General features: G+C 68.9%; 15 protein-coding genes. 12 read left to right on the forward strand and 3 right to left on the reverse strand.

Annotation, left to right across the window (positions count from 1 at the left end; translation table 11 throughout):
* Window positions 1-51 precede the first annotated feature (51 nt).
* Genes AC5P9C_RS11025 through AC5P9C_RS11035 form a run of 3 tightly spaced genes read right to left on the reverse strand, consistent with a single transcriptional unit; the run spans window position 52 to window position 3428 of the window.
* The gene (locus AC5P9C_RS11025; RefSeq protein WP_343541456.1) at window positions 52-612 is read right to left on the reverse strand and encodes a hypothetical protein; all 561 of its coding nucleotides are present in this window, start codon (window positions 610-612) and stop codon (window positions 52-54) included.
* 30 nt (window positions 613-642) lie between these two features.
* The gene (locus AC5P9C_RS11030; protein WP_049471166.1) at window positions 643-1062 is read right to left on the reverse strand and encodes an NUDIX hydrolase; all 420 of its coding nucleotides are present in this window, start codon (window positions 1060-1062) and stop codon (window positions 643-645) included.
* Entirely contained in the window at window positions 1059-3428 is a 2370-nt protein-coding gene (locus AC5P9C_RS11035) for a S9 family peptidase (protein WP_074725671.1), read from the reverse strand. The genes AC5P9C_RS11030 and AC5P9C_RS11035 overlap by 4 nt, the downstream gene beginning before the upstream one ends.
* A 167-nt stretch (window positions 3429-3595) precedes the next feature.
* Between AC5P9C_RS11035 and AC5P9C_RS11040 the strand changes: the two genes are divergently transcribed.
* The 12 genes from AC5P9C_RS11040 to AC5P9C_RS11095 all read left to right on the forward strand — a co-directional run bounded on the left by AC5P9C_RS11040 (window position 3596) and on the right by AC5P9C_RS11095 (window position 12771).
* The gene (locus AC5P9C_RS11040) at window positions 3596-3925 is read left to right on the forward strand and encodes a hypothetical protein (RefSeq protein ID WP_074725672.1); all 330 of its coding nucleotides are present in this window, start codon (window positions 3596-3598) and stop codon (window positions 3923-3925) included.
* Window positions 3926-3962: 37 nt separating this feature from the next.
* Entirely contained in the window at window positions 3963-4616 is a 654-nt protein-coding gene (locus tag AC5P9C_RS11045) for an RNA polymerase sigma factor (protein ID WP_164688507.1), read from the forward strand.
* Window positions 4613-4828 carry a hypothetical protein gene (locus AC5P9C_RS11050; RefSeq protein ID WP_343541451.1) on the forward strand — a complete coding sequence of 72 codons (216 nt, stop codon included), beginning with the start codon at window positions 4613-4615 and terminating at the stop codon, window positions 4826-4828. Before AC5P9C_RS11045 ends, AC5P9C_RS11050 begins: the two co-directional genes overlap by 4 nt.
* 248 nt (window positions 4829-5076) lie before the next feature.
* On the forward strand, window positions 5077-6474 hold the full coding sequence (locus AC5P9C_RS11055) for a cytochrome ubiquinol oxidase subunit I (RefSeq protein ID WP_074725674.1): 1398 nt from the start codon (window positions 5077-5079) through the stop codon (window positions 6472-6474).
* Window position 6475: 1 nt separating this feature from the next.
* Window positions 6476-7489: a cytochrome d ubiquinol oxidase subunit II gene (gene cydB / locus AC5P9C_RS11060; protein ID WP_049471180.1), complete on the forward strand. Its 1014-nt coding sequence runs from the start codon at window positions 6476-6478 to the stop codon at window positions 7487-7489.
* Between the two features lie 217 nt (window positions 7490-7706).
* Window positions 7707-8450 carry a beta-ketoacyl synthase chain length factor gene (locus AC5P9C_RS11065; protein ID WP_057494048.1) on the forward strand — a complete coding sequence of 248 codons (744 nt, stop codon included), beginning with the start codon at window positions 7707-7709 and terminating at the stop codon, window positions 8448-8450.
* Window positions 8443-9240: a lysophospholipid acyltransferase family protein gene (locus AC5P9C_RS11070; RefSeq protein ID WP_049416042.1), complete on the forward strand. Its 798-nt coding sequence runs from the start codon at window positions 8443-8445 to the stop codon at window positions 9238-9240. Before AC5P9C_RS11065 ends, AC5P9C_RS11070 begins: the two co-directional genes overlap by 8 nt.
* Window positions 9227-9484 (forward strand): phosphopantetheine-binding protein, encoded by a 258-nt coding sequence (locus tag AC5P9C_RS11075; protein WP_005411610.1) that lies wholly within the window; start codon window positions 9227-9229, stop codon window positions 9482-9484. The genes AC5P9C_RS11070 and AC5P9C_RS11075 overlap by 14 nt, the downstream gene beginning before the upstream one ends.
* 17 nt (window positions 9485-9501) lie before the next feature.
* On the forward strand, window positions 9502-9759 hold the full coding sequence (locus AC5P9C_RS11080; protein WP_049471185.1) for an acyl carrier protein: 258 nt from the start codon (window positions 9502-9504) through the stop codon (window positions 9757-9759).
* 22 nt (window positions 9760-9781) lie between these two features.
* Entirely contained in the window at window positions 9782-10333 is a 552-nt protein-coding gene (locus tag AC5P9C_RS11085; RefSeq protein ID WP_049471213.1) for a COG4648 family protein, read from the forward strand.
* Window positions 10326-12011: an ApeI family dehydratase gene (locus tag AC5P9C_RS11090; protein ID WP_057494049.1), complete on the forward strand. Its 1686-nt coding sequence runs from the start codon at window positions 10326-10328 to the stop codon at window positions 12009-12011. The genes AC5P9C_RS11085 and AC5P9C_RS11090 overlap by 8 nt, the downstream gene beginning before the upstream one ends.
* A complete protein-coding gene (locus AC5P9C_RS11095) occupies window positions 12001-12771 on the forward strand; it encodes a glycosyltransferase family 2 protein (protein WP_057494050.1) in 771 nt (256 codons plus the stop codon). Before AC5P9C_RS11090 ends, AC5P9C_RS11095 begins: the two co-directional genes overlap by 11 nt.

Here is a 12771-nt window from a genome sequence, read left to right on the forward strand (position 1 = left end):
AAAGGAAGAACGCCGGGCGGTGCCGGGGACCCGCGCCACGCCGGGTGGGAGTCAGCGGAAGCGCGAGCGCACATCCGGTCGCAGCAGGCGCCACGCCAGCCAGCCCTGCAGGCCGAGAAGCACGAACGACATGCCGACCACGGTCAGCGTGATCAGCCAGCGTTTCAGCTGCAGCTCCTGCAGCAGGGCCGGGTCATCGGCCAGCAGCGGAATGAAGTCGCCCATGAACAGGTCCAGCCACCAGGCGGCCGCGAAGTTGGTCAAGCCACTCAGCAGCAGCAGTACCACGAAGCTCCACAGGCCCCAGCGACGTTCACGCAGCAGGCCCCAGCTGGACACGGTCGAGGCCAGGCACAACAGCGCGACGACCATCGATGCGGCGACCGGGTGCGCCAGCAGCCAGATCAGGCTGTTCAGCTGCTGGTGCTGCACTTCGCTTTCCACCAGGCGCCACAGCGCGAGGTTGTGCAGCGGCCACAGCACCAGTCCCTGCAGCACGAAGTAGACCGTCAGCAGCAGTGACAGCCAGAACGAGGCCTGTGCCACCGGGCGCACCCAGGCGTGATAGGCCGGGGACGGCGGCGAGGGGATCGACGGGATCGACATTGACATCCGATGTCCTTGCAGTCGGCGCCCGCCTGCTCAGCGGGCCGTCACCCGGGTGGCGACCGCCGGCAGGATATGGTGTTCGCTCAAGGGTGCCAAGGGCAGGCCATGCGGCGGCTGCAGCGGCACCCAGGCCAGTTCGGCGATCTCGGCGCGCGCCTGCGGCGTGCCGTGCACCTGCACCCACCACGCCTGGGCCTGCACGCGATGGCCGGGCTCGTTCACCGCCCAGTCCTCGAACGTGCCCAGCGCGATGGCGGCATCGGCGCACAGTTGTACGCCCAGCTCTTCGTCCAGCTCGCGGGCCAGCGCCTGCAGCGGTGCTTCGCCGGGTTCGGGCTTGCCACCGGGCTGGATGAAGCGGCGGGCACCGTGCTTGCGCACCAGCAGCGCCCGGCCGCGGTCATCCAGGATGACCGCGGCCACGATCCGGATCGTGGCCGCGGTGTTGCTCACTTCAGGTTCTGCTCGAACAGCTTGAGGATGCGCTTGTACTGGTCCAGCCAGGAATCGGCGCGCACGTAGCCGTGGCGTTCCAGCGGGTACGGTGCGATCGACCAGTTGTCCTTGTGCAGCTCGATCAGGCGCTGGGTCAGGTTCACCGAATCCTGGAAGAACACGTTGTCATCCATCATGCCGTGGGCGATCAGCAGGTTGTCCTGCAGGTTCTGCGCGTACTCGATCGGCGAGGACACGCGGTACGCCTCCGGGTCGATGTCCGGCGTGTTGAGGATGTTGCTGGTGTAGCCGTGGTTGTAGTTGTGCCAGTCGACCACCGGGCGCAGCGCGGCGCCGGCCTTGAAGGTGCCCGGCGCACGGAACAGCGCCATGAAGGTCATGAAACCGCCGTAGGAGCCACCGTAGATACCGGCGTGGTCACGGTCGCCCTGCTGGGTGTCGACCAGCCAGTCCAGGCCGTCCTTGTAGTCCTCCAGTTCCGGGTGGCCCATGTTGCGGTAGATCGCCGTGCGCCAGTCGCGGCCGTAGCCCTCGCTGCCGCGGTAGTCCATGTCCAGCACGATGTAGCCCTTCTGCACCAGCAGGTTGTGGAACATCTGCTCGCGGAAGTAGGCCGGGTAGCGCTGGTGCACGTTCTGCAGGTAGCCGGCGCCATGCACGAACATCACGATCGGGTACTTCTTCCCCGGTTCCTTGTTCTCCGGCTCGTAGTACTTGGCCCAGACCACGCCGGCACCATGCTTGGACGGTACCGCGACCAGCTTCGGCTGGATCCACTGCCGTGCCTTGTAGTCGGCGGTGCGGGTGTCGGTCAGCACGCGTGCCTGGCCACCGGCACTGGGCAACACCGCCAGCTGCGGCGGCAGGTAGGCACCGGAGTAACGCACCAGCAGCTGCTGGCCGTCCGGCGACAGCGAGAAATCCTCCACGCCGTTGAGGCTGGTCAGCTCGCGCACCTGGCGGCTGCCGGTGTCGACCGCGCAGACTTCGTAGTCATGCGGCGCCTGCTGGTTGCACAGGAAGTAGAAGCCCTTGCCATCGGCCGACGGCACCGGCGCCGAGGTTTCCCACTTGCCGCTGGTCAGCGCCTGCGGCTTGGCGGTGCCGGCCTGGGTGTACAGGTGCGAGAAGCCCGATTCCTCGGACAGCAGCCACAGCGTGCGGCCATCGGCCATCCAGCCGAAATCGTTGAAGCCCCAGTTGATCCAGGCGTTGTCGGTCAGGCGGTGGCGGTTCTGCACGCGGCCGTCGGCGGCATTGACGCTGATGATCCAGCGGTCCTTGTTGTCGTTGGCACGCAGCATCACGGCGGCCTGCTGGCCATCGGCGCTCCAGCGGATGCCGCCGCCCATGAAGTCGCTCATCACCTGCACGCTGCGCTCGCCCTTCAGCGCGTCCTTGCCGGCCTTGCGGCGCAGTTCGGCCAGCGGGTCGGTGCTGATGCCCGGCAGGCTGGCCAGCGAAAGCTTTTCGGCCTTGCCGGTGCGCACGTCCACGTACCACAGGGTGTGCGGTTCGAAGCCGTTGCGGCCGACGCGGGTGCGGGTGTCCTCGGTTTCCTCGTAGCCCGATTCGGTCACGTACAGCGGCATCTTGCTGGTGCGGCCGTCGTCGAAGTCCTTCGGCTTGGTCACCACGATCAGGTGGGTCAGGTCCGGCGACAGCACGCTGTCACCGATCTCGACGTCGGCACCCAGGTAGACCGGGCCCGGTGCGCGGGTCGGGTCGGCCTGGCGCCAGCGCTGGTCCTGGTCCTTCAATGCCTCGCGCTGCTCGCGGTCGCGGCGCAGGGTTTCCAGCGTGCGCAGCTGCTGGTCGCGCAGCACGTCGGCCTTCGGCGGCGTGCGCGGGTCCTTCTCGGCCTTCAGGCTGGCCACCTGCTGCACGCCGCTGGCGGCGGTCCAGTGGAACCAGTTCTGGCCGACGCGCCAGATCACGCCGTTGTCGGCGGCAAAGTTCACGTTGCCCGCGCGCTCGTTGCTGCGGGTGAGCTGGGTCAGCGCGCCGCTGCGCAGGTCGCGCACGAACACATCGCCATTGCGCACGAAGGCGCTGCGGCTGCGGCTGCGGTCGTAGACCGGCTCGGCCACGTCCAGGGTGCCGCGCTGGTCATCAGCCACCTGCGCGGCCACGCCGCCGGCCACCGGCTGGCGGAAGGTATCGCGTACCGGGCTGCCGTTGCGCTTGAGCTGATACTCCACCTGCTGGCTGTTCCACGACCACCAGGCCTTTTCGACCGGCGGACCGATCCAGTCCGGGTCGGCCATCGCCTGTTCAATGGTGATCGGCGTCGGCGCGGCATGCGCGGCCGGTGCGGCCAGCACGGCCGACAGCAGGAGGGACAGGGGCAGCACTCGGGACATGGGCGGACGGCACCAGAAGAGGAAACCGGGCAAGCGTAGCAGCCGCAAGGGCCGGGGGCAGGGGCCACAGGTCATGGCAGCGGGATTGGCAAAGTAGTGCAACCGCTGGCCGGCCTCGCGCATCCATTCTCCTGAACCCGCATCATCCACCGAACAGGAGCCCGACCATGCAGGAACTGATCCCGATCACCCTCTTCATCTGCATCGCCTACGCGATCCACGCCGTTGCCGATGCGCGCGCGCGCAGCAAGCTGGTGGCCCCGCACGTGCCGGAGGAAGTGATCCGCTCGCTGGCCGTGCTGGAAGAAGAGCGCCGCCGCCAGGGCGCGCTTCGCTGGGGCATCAGCCTGGTCTGCCTGGCCATGGCCATGGCCCTGCTGGAAGCCATCGGTGCCCGTGACCTGACCTTTGGCGCCGCCGCCGCGCTGGTCGGCAGTGCCGGCCTGGGCCAGCTGCTGGCCTGGCACTTCACCCGTCCCGCCGCACGCAAGGGCTGAGCCAGGACATGCCACGGGCACAGGGGGCGCCCCGCGCATGAGCCTGCTCGGCGAAGCGCTGTCGGCACTGCGGGGCCGTCGCCGCGAGGATACGGCGGCGACGGCGGCACCCGCCGAACCATTGGACGCGGACCAGGCCCTGGTGCGGGCCATCATCGATGGCTCGCAGGCGGCCTTCGCGCAGCTGGTGGAGACCCACCAGCGCACCTGCGCGCATGTGATCGGACGCATGGTGGGCGACCGCGACCAGGTCGCCGACCTGCTGCAGGAAACCTTCCTTGCGGTGTTCCGCCAGCTGCACCGGTTTCGTTTTGAATCCTCGCTGCGCACCTGGGTTTCCCGGGTCGCCTACACCACTGCATTGCAGCATCTGCGCCGGCGGCGGCTGGAGGCGCAATGGATGGTGGCGGTGGAGGTGCCGGAGGAACTGGGGATCGGCGATGAAGGCCCCGGGCCCGCCGAGTTGAGCGAGGCCCTGCAGGCCGGGCGCCAGCTTGGCGCGGCACTGGAACGGCTGAGCGCGCCGCAGCGCCTGATCGTCGGCCTGCATTACCTGGAGGATTTCGATCTGGCCGAGATCGAACAGGTGACCGGGCTGGCACGCGGTACCATCAAGAGCCACCTGCACCGCGCGCGCCAGGTCCTGAAGCAGGAACTGACGCGGCATGCCACCGCCGGAGAGCTGCTGTGAACCCACCGACCGACCCTCGCGATGCGGAAGTGCGCGCGCTGGCACAGGCGTTGCGTGAGCAGGCGCAGCAGGAAGCAACGCCGGATGTGAGCGAGGCGCTGCAGAAGCGCATTGCCGCTGAGTCACGCGACAGTGGTGTGGTCTATGTGGTGGTGCAGGTGCTGTTGTTTGGCGCGCTGTTGGCTGCAGCGGCCTGGTATTTCTGGCACTGAGGCACCCGCCGGGTGATGGGCCGCTCCAATCGCAGGGGGTAGATGCCGACCCTGGTCGGTGCCCGGGCGGGTGCCAACCAGGGTTGGCAGCGACCAGAGCGGTCAACCGGTAGCGCCGGGCCATGCCCGGCGGCCTTCACGCCGCCCTGCGACAAAGTGAAGCAGCGCGTCACCCGGTCGCATCCCACCTTAACGAAATCCTCCTAAAGTGGTCCGGTATCCCACCGGTCGCAGGCAGGAGGCGTCCCTTGGACGCGTTGTTGTTGTCCCGGATCCAGTTCGGATTCGTCATCAGTTTCCACGTGCTGTTTCCGGCCTTCACCATCGGCACGGCCAGCTGGCTGGCCTTCATCGAATGGCGCTGGCTGCGCACGAAGTTGCCCGTGTGGCGCGAGCTGTATTTCTTCTGGCAGAAGATCTTCGCGGTGTCGTTCGGCATGGGCGTGGTCAGCGGCATCGTCATGGCGTTCCAGTTCGGCACCAACTGGCCGCGGCTGAGCGAGGTGGCCGGTACGGTCATCGGCCCGCTGCTGACCTACGAGGTGCTGACCGCGTTCTTCCTGGAAGCCAGCTTCCTCGGCGTGATGATGTTCGGCTGGGGCCGCGTCTCGCCGCGCCTGCATTTCCTGTCCACCTGCATGGTCGCGCTGGGCACGCTGTTCTCCACGTTCTGGATCCTGTCGTCCAACAGCTGGCTGCATACGCCGGCTGGCTACGAGATGGTCAACGGCATCGTGCATCCGGTGGACTGGTGGCAGGTGGTGTTCAATCCCTCGTTCCCCTACCGCCTGGCGCATATGGCGCTGGGCTCGTTCATCACCACCTGTTTCGTGATCGGTGGCGTGGGTGCGTGGTACCTGCGCAGGGGCACGCACGTGGAAGCGGGCCGGCGCATGCTGATCGCCGCCGTTGCATTCGCCGCGCTGACCGTGCCGGTGCAGATCTTCGTCGGCGACATGCATGGCCTGAACACGCTCAAGCACCAGCCGATGAAGATCGCGGCGGTGGAAGCGCACTGGCATGAAACCCGGGAAGGCGAGGGCGTACCGCTGGTGGTGTTCGCGCTGCCCAACGAGAAGGAAGAGCGCAACGATTTCGAAGTGGCCATCCCGAAGCTGGGCAGCGTGATCCTGACCCACAGCCTGGACGGCACCTTCGACCCGCTGACCTCGGTACCGGCCAGCGAGCGGCCGCCGGTGACGCCGGTGTTCTTCGCCTTCCGCATCATGGTCGGGCTGGGCACGCTGATGCTGCTGCTGGCCTGGGTATCGGCGTTCCAGCTGTGGCGGAACAGGCTGCTGGATTCGCCGTGGCTGCTGCGCGGCTGGAACTGGATGCTGCCCAGCGGCTTCATCGCGCTGCTGTCCGGCTGGTTCGTCACCGAGATGGGCCGACAGCCATGGGTGGTGTATGGCCTGCTGCGCACCGCCGATGCGGTCGGCCCGCAGAGCGCGTGGATGACGGCGTTGTCGCTGGGCGTGTACGTGGTTGGCTATGCCTTCGTGTTCGGCTGGGGCATCTGGTACCTGGTGAAGATCCTGCGCCACGGGCCGCAGCCATATGCCGAGGGGCCGTCGCTGGACCATGGCAGCCACACCCCGGCACGCCCGCTGTCGGCGGCCGACGAACCGCTGGAGGAGCGCTGACATGGACCTGATGACCTGGCTGCCGGTGGCGTGGTTCGCGGTGATCGGCTTCGGCGTGCTGATGTACGTGGTGCTGGACGGCTTCGTGCTCGGCATCGGCATCCTGGCCCCGTTCGCCGAGGACGAGGAGCAGCTGGACCTGATGATGAACACCGCCGCGCCGATCTGGGACGGCAACGAGACCTGGCTGGTACTGGGCGGCGCCGGGCTGCTGGCGGCGTTCCCGAAGGCCTATGCGGTGCTGTTGTCGGCGTTGTACCTGCCGGTGCTGCTGCTGGTGGTGGCGCTGGTGTTCCGCGGCGTGGCGTTCGAGTTCCGCTTCAAGGCACACCGGTCGCGCCGGCTGTGGAGCGTGGCGTTCGGCCTCGGCTCGCTGCTGGCGACCTTTGCCCAGGGCGTGATCCTGGGCACCCTGGTGCAGGGCATCCCGCTGGTGGACGGTGCCTACCAGGGCGGCGCGTTCGCCTGGTTCAGCCCGTTCGCGATGCTGACCGGTGCTGCGCTGGTGGCCGGCTATGCGCTGCTGGGCAGCACCTGGCTGATCCTGAAGACCGAAGGGCGCGTACAGGCGCTGGCGCGGCAGATGACCCGCCCGCTGGTGGTGGCGGTGATCGCGGCGATGGGGCTGGTCAGCAGTTGGCTGCCGTTCCTCGATTCGCGGCTGATGGCACGCTGGTTCAGCGACGGCAACTTCTGGTGGCTCTCGCCGGTGCCGCTCCTGACCCTGGCGGTGGCCGCCGCGCTGTGGCGCAGCGCGACCCATCCGCGCCGCGACCTGCCACCGTTCCTGCTCAGCCTGGCCCTGTTCGTGCTCGGTTTCCTCGGCCTGGTACTGGGCATGTGGCCGTACCTGCTGCCGCCGTCGATGACCCTGTGGCAGGCCGCCGCGCCGGCCTCTTCGCTCGGCTTCACCCTGGTCGGGCTGGTCATTCTGCTGCCGGTCATCCTCGGCTATACGGCGTGGTCGTACCGGGTGTTCCGCGGCAAGGTGCACGCCGATACCGGCTACCACTGATGGATTGAAAGCGGGGCCCGCCGGTGCCGGGCCCCGTGTTGGGGAATGTGAAACCTGCACACCCCGGGCAGGACGTGCTAGCGTGCGCTCCTTTCCGGCAGCCAGGGGGGCAGCCGGCGACGTCCTGGACGGACGCACGGCTGCAGGAATGGGGGGCCGCCGCGCGTCGCCGTAATGGCTCGTGCCTATCGTTCTCCCATTGAAGCACCGTCGCTAAATGATCGAATTCTCCATCGTCGACTGGGCCGCCTGGGCGCCCGGCCTGAGCGAGCGTAGCCAGTGGTTGGGCTGGGCCGGTGCGCCATACCTGCCGCAGGGCGAAGACACGCCGGCGCTGGCCGAGATCCCGGCGATGCAGCGCCGCCGCATCGAGCGGCTGGGCCGGATGGCGATCCAGACCGCCTGCTGGTGCGAGGATGGGCAGGGCGCGGACAGCCAGGTCCCGTTGGTGTTCGCCAGCCGCCACGGCGACGTGGCCCGTTCGATGGACCTGCTGGGGGCGCTGGCCAGCGACCAGCCTTTGTCCCCGACCGGGTTCGGCCTGTCGGTGCACAACGCGATCGCTGCCCTGTACTCGATCGCCCGCGGCCACCGCGGCAACTACCTGGCGCTGGCCGCTGGACAGGCCACGGTCGAGGCCGCCTGCCTGGAGGCCGCCGGTCTGCTGGCCGATGGTGCGCGCGAGGTGCGGGTGGTCGTCTACGAGTCGCCCCTGCCCGAGATTTACGCGACGTTCGCTGACGAACCCGACCCGTTCTTTGCCTGGTGCTGGAGATTGACAGCACCGACAGCGGGTCAGCCGGTGCTCTCGCTGCAGTGGGACGCGGCGCCGGCCACGGCCGACACCGCCCCGGGCACGCTGCCGCACGCGCTGGACCTGCACCGCTTCCTGCTGTCCGGCGCGCCGGCGCTGGAACATGTGGCCCAGGGCCAGCGCTGGCGCTGGGGACGCCGTGGCTGAGGCGCTGCGCCGCCTCGATCACGCCTGGCGGGTGCTCGGCACCGGCCTGAGCTTTGCCGCGTTCGGCGTGGGCGGCCTGCTGCTGGGCGTGCTGGTGATGCCGGTGCTGCTGCTGATGCGCGACCCGGTGGTCCGCCGCCGCCGCGCCCGCCGCGTGGTCCAGGTCGCCTTTGCCAGCCACCTGCGCCTGATGCGTGCGCTGGGGGTGATGACCTACCAGATCGAGGGCGGTGAGCGCCTGCAGCGCGACGGCCTGCTGGTGCTGGCCAATCATCCGACCCTGATCGATGTGGTCTGCCTGATCTCGCTGCTGCCCAACGCCGACTGCGTGGTGAAGCGGGCCGTGGCCTGCAACCCGTTCATGCGCGGCCCGGTGCGGGCGGCCGGCTACATCGCCAACGACGACGGGGCGGGCCTGGTCGATGACTGCGTGGCCGCGGTGCATGCGGGCGGCACCCTGGTGATCTTCCCGGAGGGCACCCGCAGCGTGCCGGGCCAGCCGCCGCGGCTGCAGCGCGGGGCCGCCAACATCGCCGTCCGTGGCCGGCTGGACATCACCCCGGTGCGGATCACCTGCACCCCGCCCACGTTGACCAAGGGGCAGAAGTGGTATCGTGTACCCTCACGTCGCTTTCACGTTCGGCTGCAGATCGGCGAAGATATCCCGATCGCGCCCTTCCTGGCCGATGACGACTCGCCAAGGGGGGATGCCTTGGCAGCACGCCGCGTCACCGAGCACCTTTCTCGTTATTTCGACCTGTCTGGAGATCCGCCCCGTGCAAGCACTTGAGCACGAGATCAAGGAATTGATCATTTCCTCCCTTTCGCTGGAGGACATCACGCCGGAGGACATCGATCCGACCGCGCCGCTGTTCGTCGAGGGCCTCGGCCTGGATTCGATCGACGCGCTGGAGCTGGGCCTGGCACTGCAGAAGAAGTACGGTGTCAGCCTGTCGGCCGATTCGGAAGAAACCCGTCGCCATTTCTCCAGCGTGCGCGCGCTCGGCGAGTTCGTCGCCGCCCGCCAGTCGTAACGGCGCCAGGAATTGCCATGACCAAGAATGAACTGTTCGAACGCATCGTCAGCATCCTGACCGACAGCTTCGAGATCGACGCCGCCCGGATCACCCCCGAGGCGCGCCTGTATGACGACCTGGACATCGACAGCATCGATGCGGTCGACCTGATCGTGCAGCTCAAGCCCCTGCTCGGCCGCAACCTGCAGCCGGAAGCGTTCAAGGCCGTGCGCACCGTGCAGGACATCGTTGATGTCGTGCATGGACTGCTGCCGGACCAGGCAGCCGCCTGACCGCAGCGCCGGCGGCTTCGCCATGGCTCGCGCACGTACCGTCGTGGTGGCAGCGATCTCGCTCGCCTACCCGCTGCTGGTGTACCTGGCGATGGGCCGCTTCGAGCCGCGCTGGCTGTCGCTGCTGCTGTTCACCCTGGCGCTGCTGCGTGCGCTGACCACGCGCCAGCCATTGTGGTGGGCCGCCGCCGCCGGTGCTGGCCTGCTGGCCGTGCTGGCCACCGTGCTCAACCAGGCCCTGCCGCTGAAGCTGTACCCGGTGCTGGTCAATGCGGTGATGCTGGCGGTGTTCGGCACCAGCCTCCGCTTCGGGCCGCCGCTGGTGGAGCGCCTGGCGCGGCTTCAGGAGCCGGACCTGCCCCCGTTCGCGGTGGCCTATACCCGCCGCGTCACCCAGGTGTGGTGCGGCTTCTTCGTTCTCAACGGCAGCCTGGCCCTGCTGACCGCGCTGTACGCGTCGGACCGGGCCTGGATGCTCTACAACGGATTGTTGGCGTACGTCATGATGGGTGTGTTGTTCGCAGGGGAGTGGCTGGTGCGGCGGCGGGTGAAGGCGGCGCACGCGCATGGCTGAGTGGATTGCCCTGGACCGGCTGCTGATGGAGGCCCGGCCGCAGCGCAGCGTCGGCCTCTGCAATGGCGAGGTGATCGACCATGCCGGCTTCCGCCAGCGCGTGCTGGCCTGGCGCGCCGCCTTTGCGGCGGCCGAAGGCCGCGACTGGGCCCTGTACTTCGATGACGCCGTGGCCTTTGCCGCAGCGCTGTTCGGTGCCTGGCATGCCGGCAAGCGGGTGTTCCTGGCCGCCGACAACCTGCCGGCCACGCTGCAGGCGTTGCAGCCGCAGGTGAGCGGTTTCGCGGGTGATGTCTGTGCCGATTACCGCCCGCTGGCCGCACCGGATGCTGTGCTGGACGACGGGCTGCAGGCGCTGGACGAGCGCGCCTGCGAGCTGTGCGTGTTCACCTCCGGCAGCACCGGCCAGCCCAGTGCGATCGGCAAGCGGCTGGACCAGCTGGCGCGCGAGGTGGAGGCGCTGCAGGCCGCGTTCGGCGCGCAGATGGAGGGTGTGCAGGTCCATGGCACGGTCTCCCACCAGCACATCTACGGGCTGCTGTTCCGCGTGCTGTGGCCACTGGCCGCCGGCCGCCTGATCCATCCGCGCCGGTTCTTCCACGAAGACCTGGTCGGCGCGCTGGCCGGTACCGACACGGTGCTGGTGGCAACGCCGGCCCACCTCAAGCGCCTGCCCGAGCAGCTCGACTGGGCCAGCCTGCACGGCCGCCTGCGCGCGGTGTTCTCCTCCGGTGGCCCACTGCCGGAAGAAGCGGCACGACAGGTGCGGCAGTGGCTGGGCGTGGCCCCGACCGAGGTCTACGGCAGCAGCGAGACCGGCGGCATCGCCTGGCGCCGCTGGGACACCGACCTGCCGCCGTGGCAGCCGTTGCCGGGCGTGCAGTGGCGGATCGACGACGGCTGCCTGGCGGTGGCCTCGGCGCATCTGGACACCCCTGACTGGTGGCGCACCCAGGACCGTGTTGAAGCCCTGGCCGACGGCCGCTTCCGCCTGTTGGGCCGGGCCGACCGCATCGTCAAGATCGAGGAACGCCGGGTATCGCTGGATGCGCTGGAACGCGCGCTGCGCGAGGACGCCGAGGTGGATGACGCGCGTGTACTGGTCCTGCCGGGCCATCGCGAGCAGCTGGCCGCCGTGGTGGTGCCGGCCGACCCGGCGCTGCTGGAGGGCGGTGACGCTGCGCGGCGGGCGCTGGGCCAGCGCCTGGGCGCACGCCTGGCCAACGCGCATGACGCGGTGACCCGGCCGCGCCGCTGGCGGCTGGTGCAGGCGCTGCCGATCAATGCGCAGGGCAAGGTGACCCAGGCCGCGCTGGCGGCGCTGTTCCAGCCGTTGATGCCGGTGCCGGCGTGGGACCGCCGCGATGCCGCCAGCGCCACCCTGCGCATGACCCTGGACCCGGCGCTGCGGCCGTTCCAGGGCCACTTCCCACAGGCGGCAATCCTGCCCGGCGTGGCGCAGCTGGACTGGGCGGTGCGCTTCGCCCGGCAGGCGTTCGTGATGCCGGCCGCGTTCGTGCGCATGGATGCGGTGAAATTCCAGCATGTTGCCCGCCCCGGTGACGAGTTGACCCTGCAGCTGGACTGGGATGCCGCACGCAACGTGCTGGCCTTCCGCTACACCTCCAGCCACGGTGTGCATGCCAGCGGCAGGGTGGTTTTCGCTGATGCGGACTGATCCGGCCGTTGCCGGTGCCGCATTCGCGCCACTGGTGGTGATTCCCGTCTACGACCACGAGCACGCCATCGCGGCGGTGGTCGATGGCGTGCAGGCCGCGGGGCTGCCCTGCCTGCTGGTCGACGATGGTTCGCACGATAGGTGCGCGGCGGTGCTGCGCGCGCTGGCACAGCGCCAGGGCGTCGACCTGCTGCGCCTGGACATCAACCAGGGCAAGGGCGGGGCGATGCTGGCCGGTTTTGCCGAGGCCGGCGCGCGTGGCTACAGCCACGTGCTGCAGATCGATGCCGACGGCCAGCACGATACCGCTGACCTGCCACGCTTCATCGAAGCCGCGCGCGCCCATCCCGAGGCGGTGATCTGCGGCATTCCGGCTTACGACGCCAGTGTTCCCAAGGCGCGCCTGTATGGCCGCTACGCCACCCACATCTGGGTCTGGATCAACACGCTGTCGCTGCACCTGCGCGACACCATGTGCGGTTTCCGCGTGTATCCGCTGCCGCCGGTGCTGCGCCTGATCGGTGAAGAGACCATCGGCCGGCGCATGGATTTCGATACCGAAATAATGGTGCGCCTGTACTGGCGCCGGCTGCCGGTCGAGCACCTGGCCACGCGCGTGACCTATCCGTCCGATGGCGTGTCGCACTTCGATGTGTGGCGCGACAACGTGCGCATCAGCCGCATGCATACCCGCCTGTTCTTCGGCATGCTCTGGCGTGCGCCGCGCCTGCTGTGGCGCCGCCTGCGGGGGCAGCGCTGA

This window comes from Stenotrophomonas sp. YJH_SMC_10 (genome assembly GCF_059371555.1).

What these genes read in the sequence shown, in the direction of transcription:
- AC5P9C_RS11045 (WP_164688507.1), top strand. Translation starts at nt 3,963, where the DNA reads ATGAGCCTGCTCGGCGAAGCGCTGTCGGCACTGCGGGGCCGTCGCCGC.
- AC5P9C_RS11040 (WP_074725672.1), top strand. Translation starts at nt 3,596, where the DNA reads ATGCAGGAACTGATCCCGATCACCCTCTTCATCTGCATCGCCTACGCG.
- AC5P9C_RS11090 (WP_057494049.1), top strand. Translation starts at nt 10,326, where the DNA reads ATGGCTGAGTGGATTGCCCTGGACCGGCTGCTGATGGAGGCCCGGCCG.
- AC5P9C_RS11080 (WP_049471185.1), top strand. Translation starts at nt 9,502, where the DNA reads ATGACCAAGAATGAACTGTTCGAACGCATCGTCAGCATCCTGACCGAC.
- AC5P9C_RS11035 (WP_074725671.1), bottom strand. Translation starts at nt 3,428, where the DNA reads ATGTCCCGAGTGCTGCCCCTGTCCCTCCTGCTGTCGGCCGTGCTGGCC.
- AC5P9C_RS11065 (WP_057494048.1), top strand. Translation starts at nt 7,707, where the DNA reads ATGATCGAATTCTCCATCGTCGACTGGGCCGCCTGGGCGCCCGGCCTG.
- cydB (WP_049471180.1), top strand. Translation starts at nt 6,476, where the DNA reads ATGGACCTGATGACCTGGCTGCCGGTGGCGTGGTTCGCGGTGATCGGC.
- AC5P9C_RS11095 (WP_057494050.1), top strand. Translation starts at nt 12,001, where the DNA reads ATGCGGACTGATCCGGCCGTTGCCGGTGCCGCATTCGCGCCACTGGTG.
- AC5P9C_RS11025 (WP_343541456.1), bottom strand. Translation starts at nt 612, where the DNA reads ATGTCAATGTCGATCCCGTCGATCCCCTCGCCGCCGTCCCCGGCCTAT.
- AC5P9C_RS11085 (WP_049471213.1), top strand. Translation starts at nt 9,782, where the DNA reads ATGGCTCGCGCACGTACCGTCGTGGTGGCAGCGATCTCGCTCGCCTAC.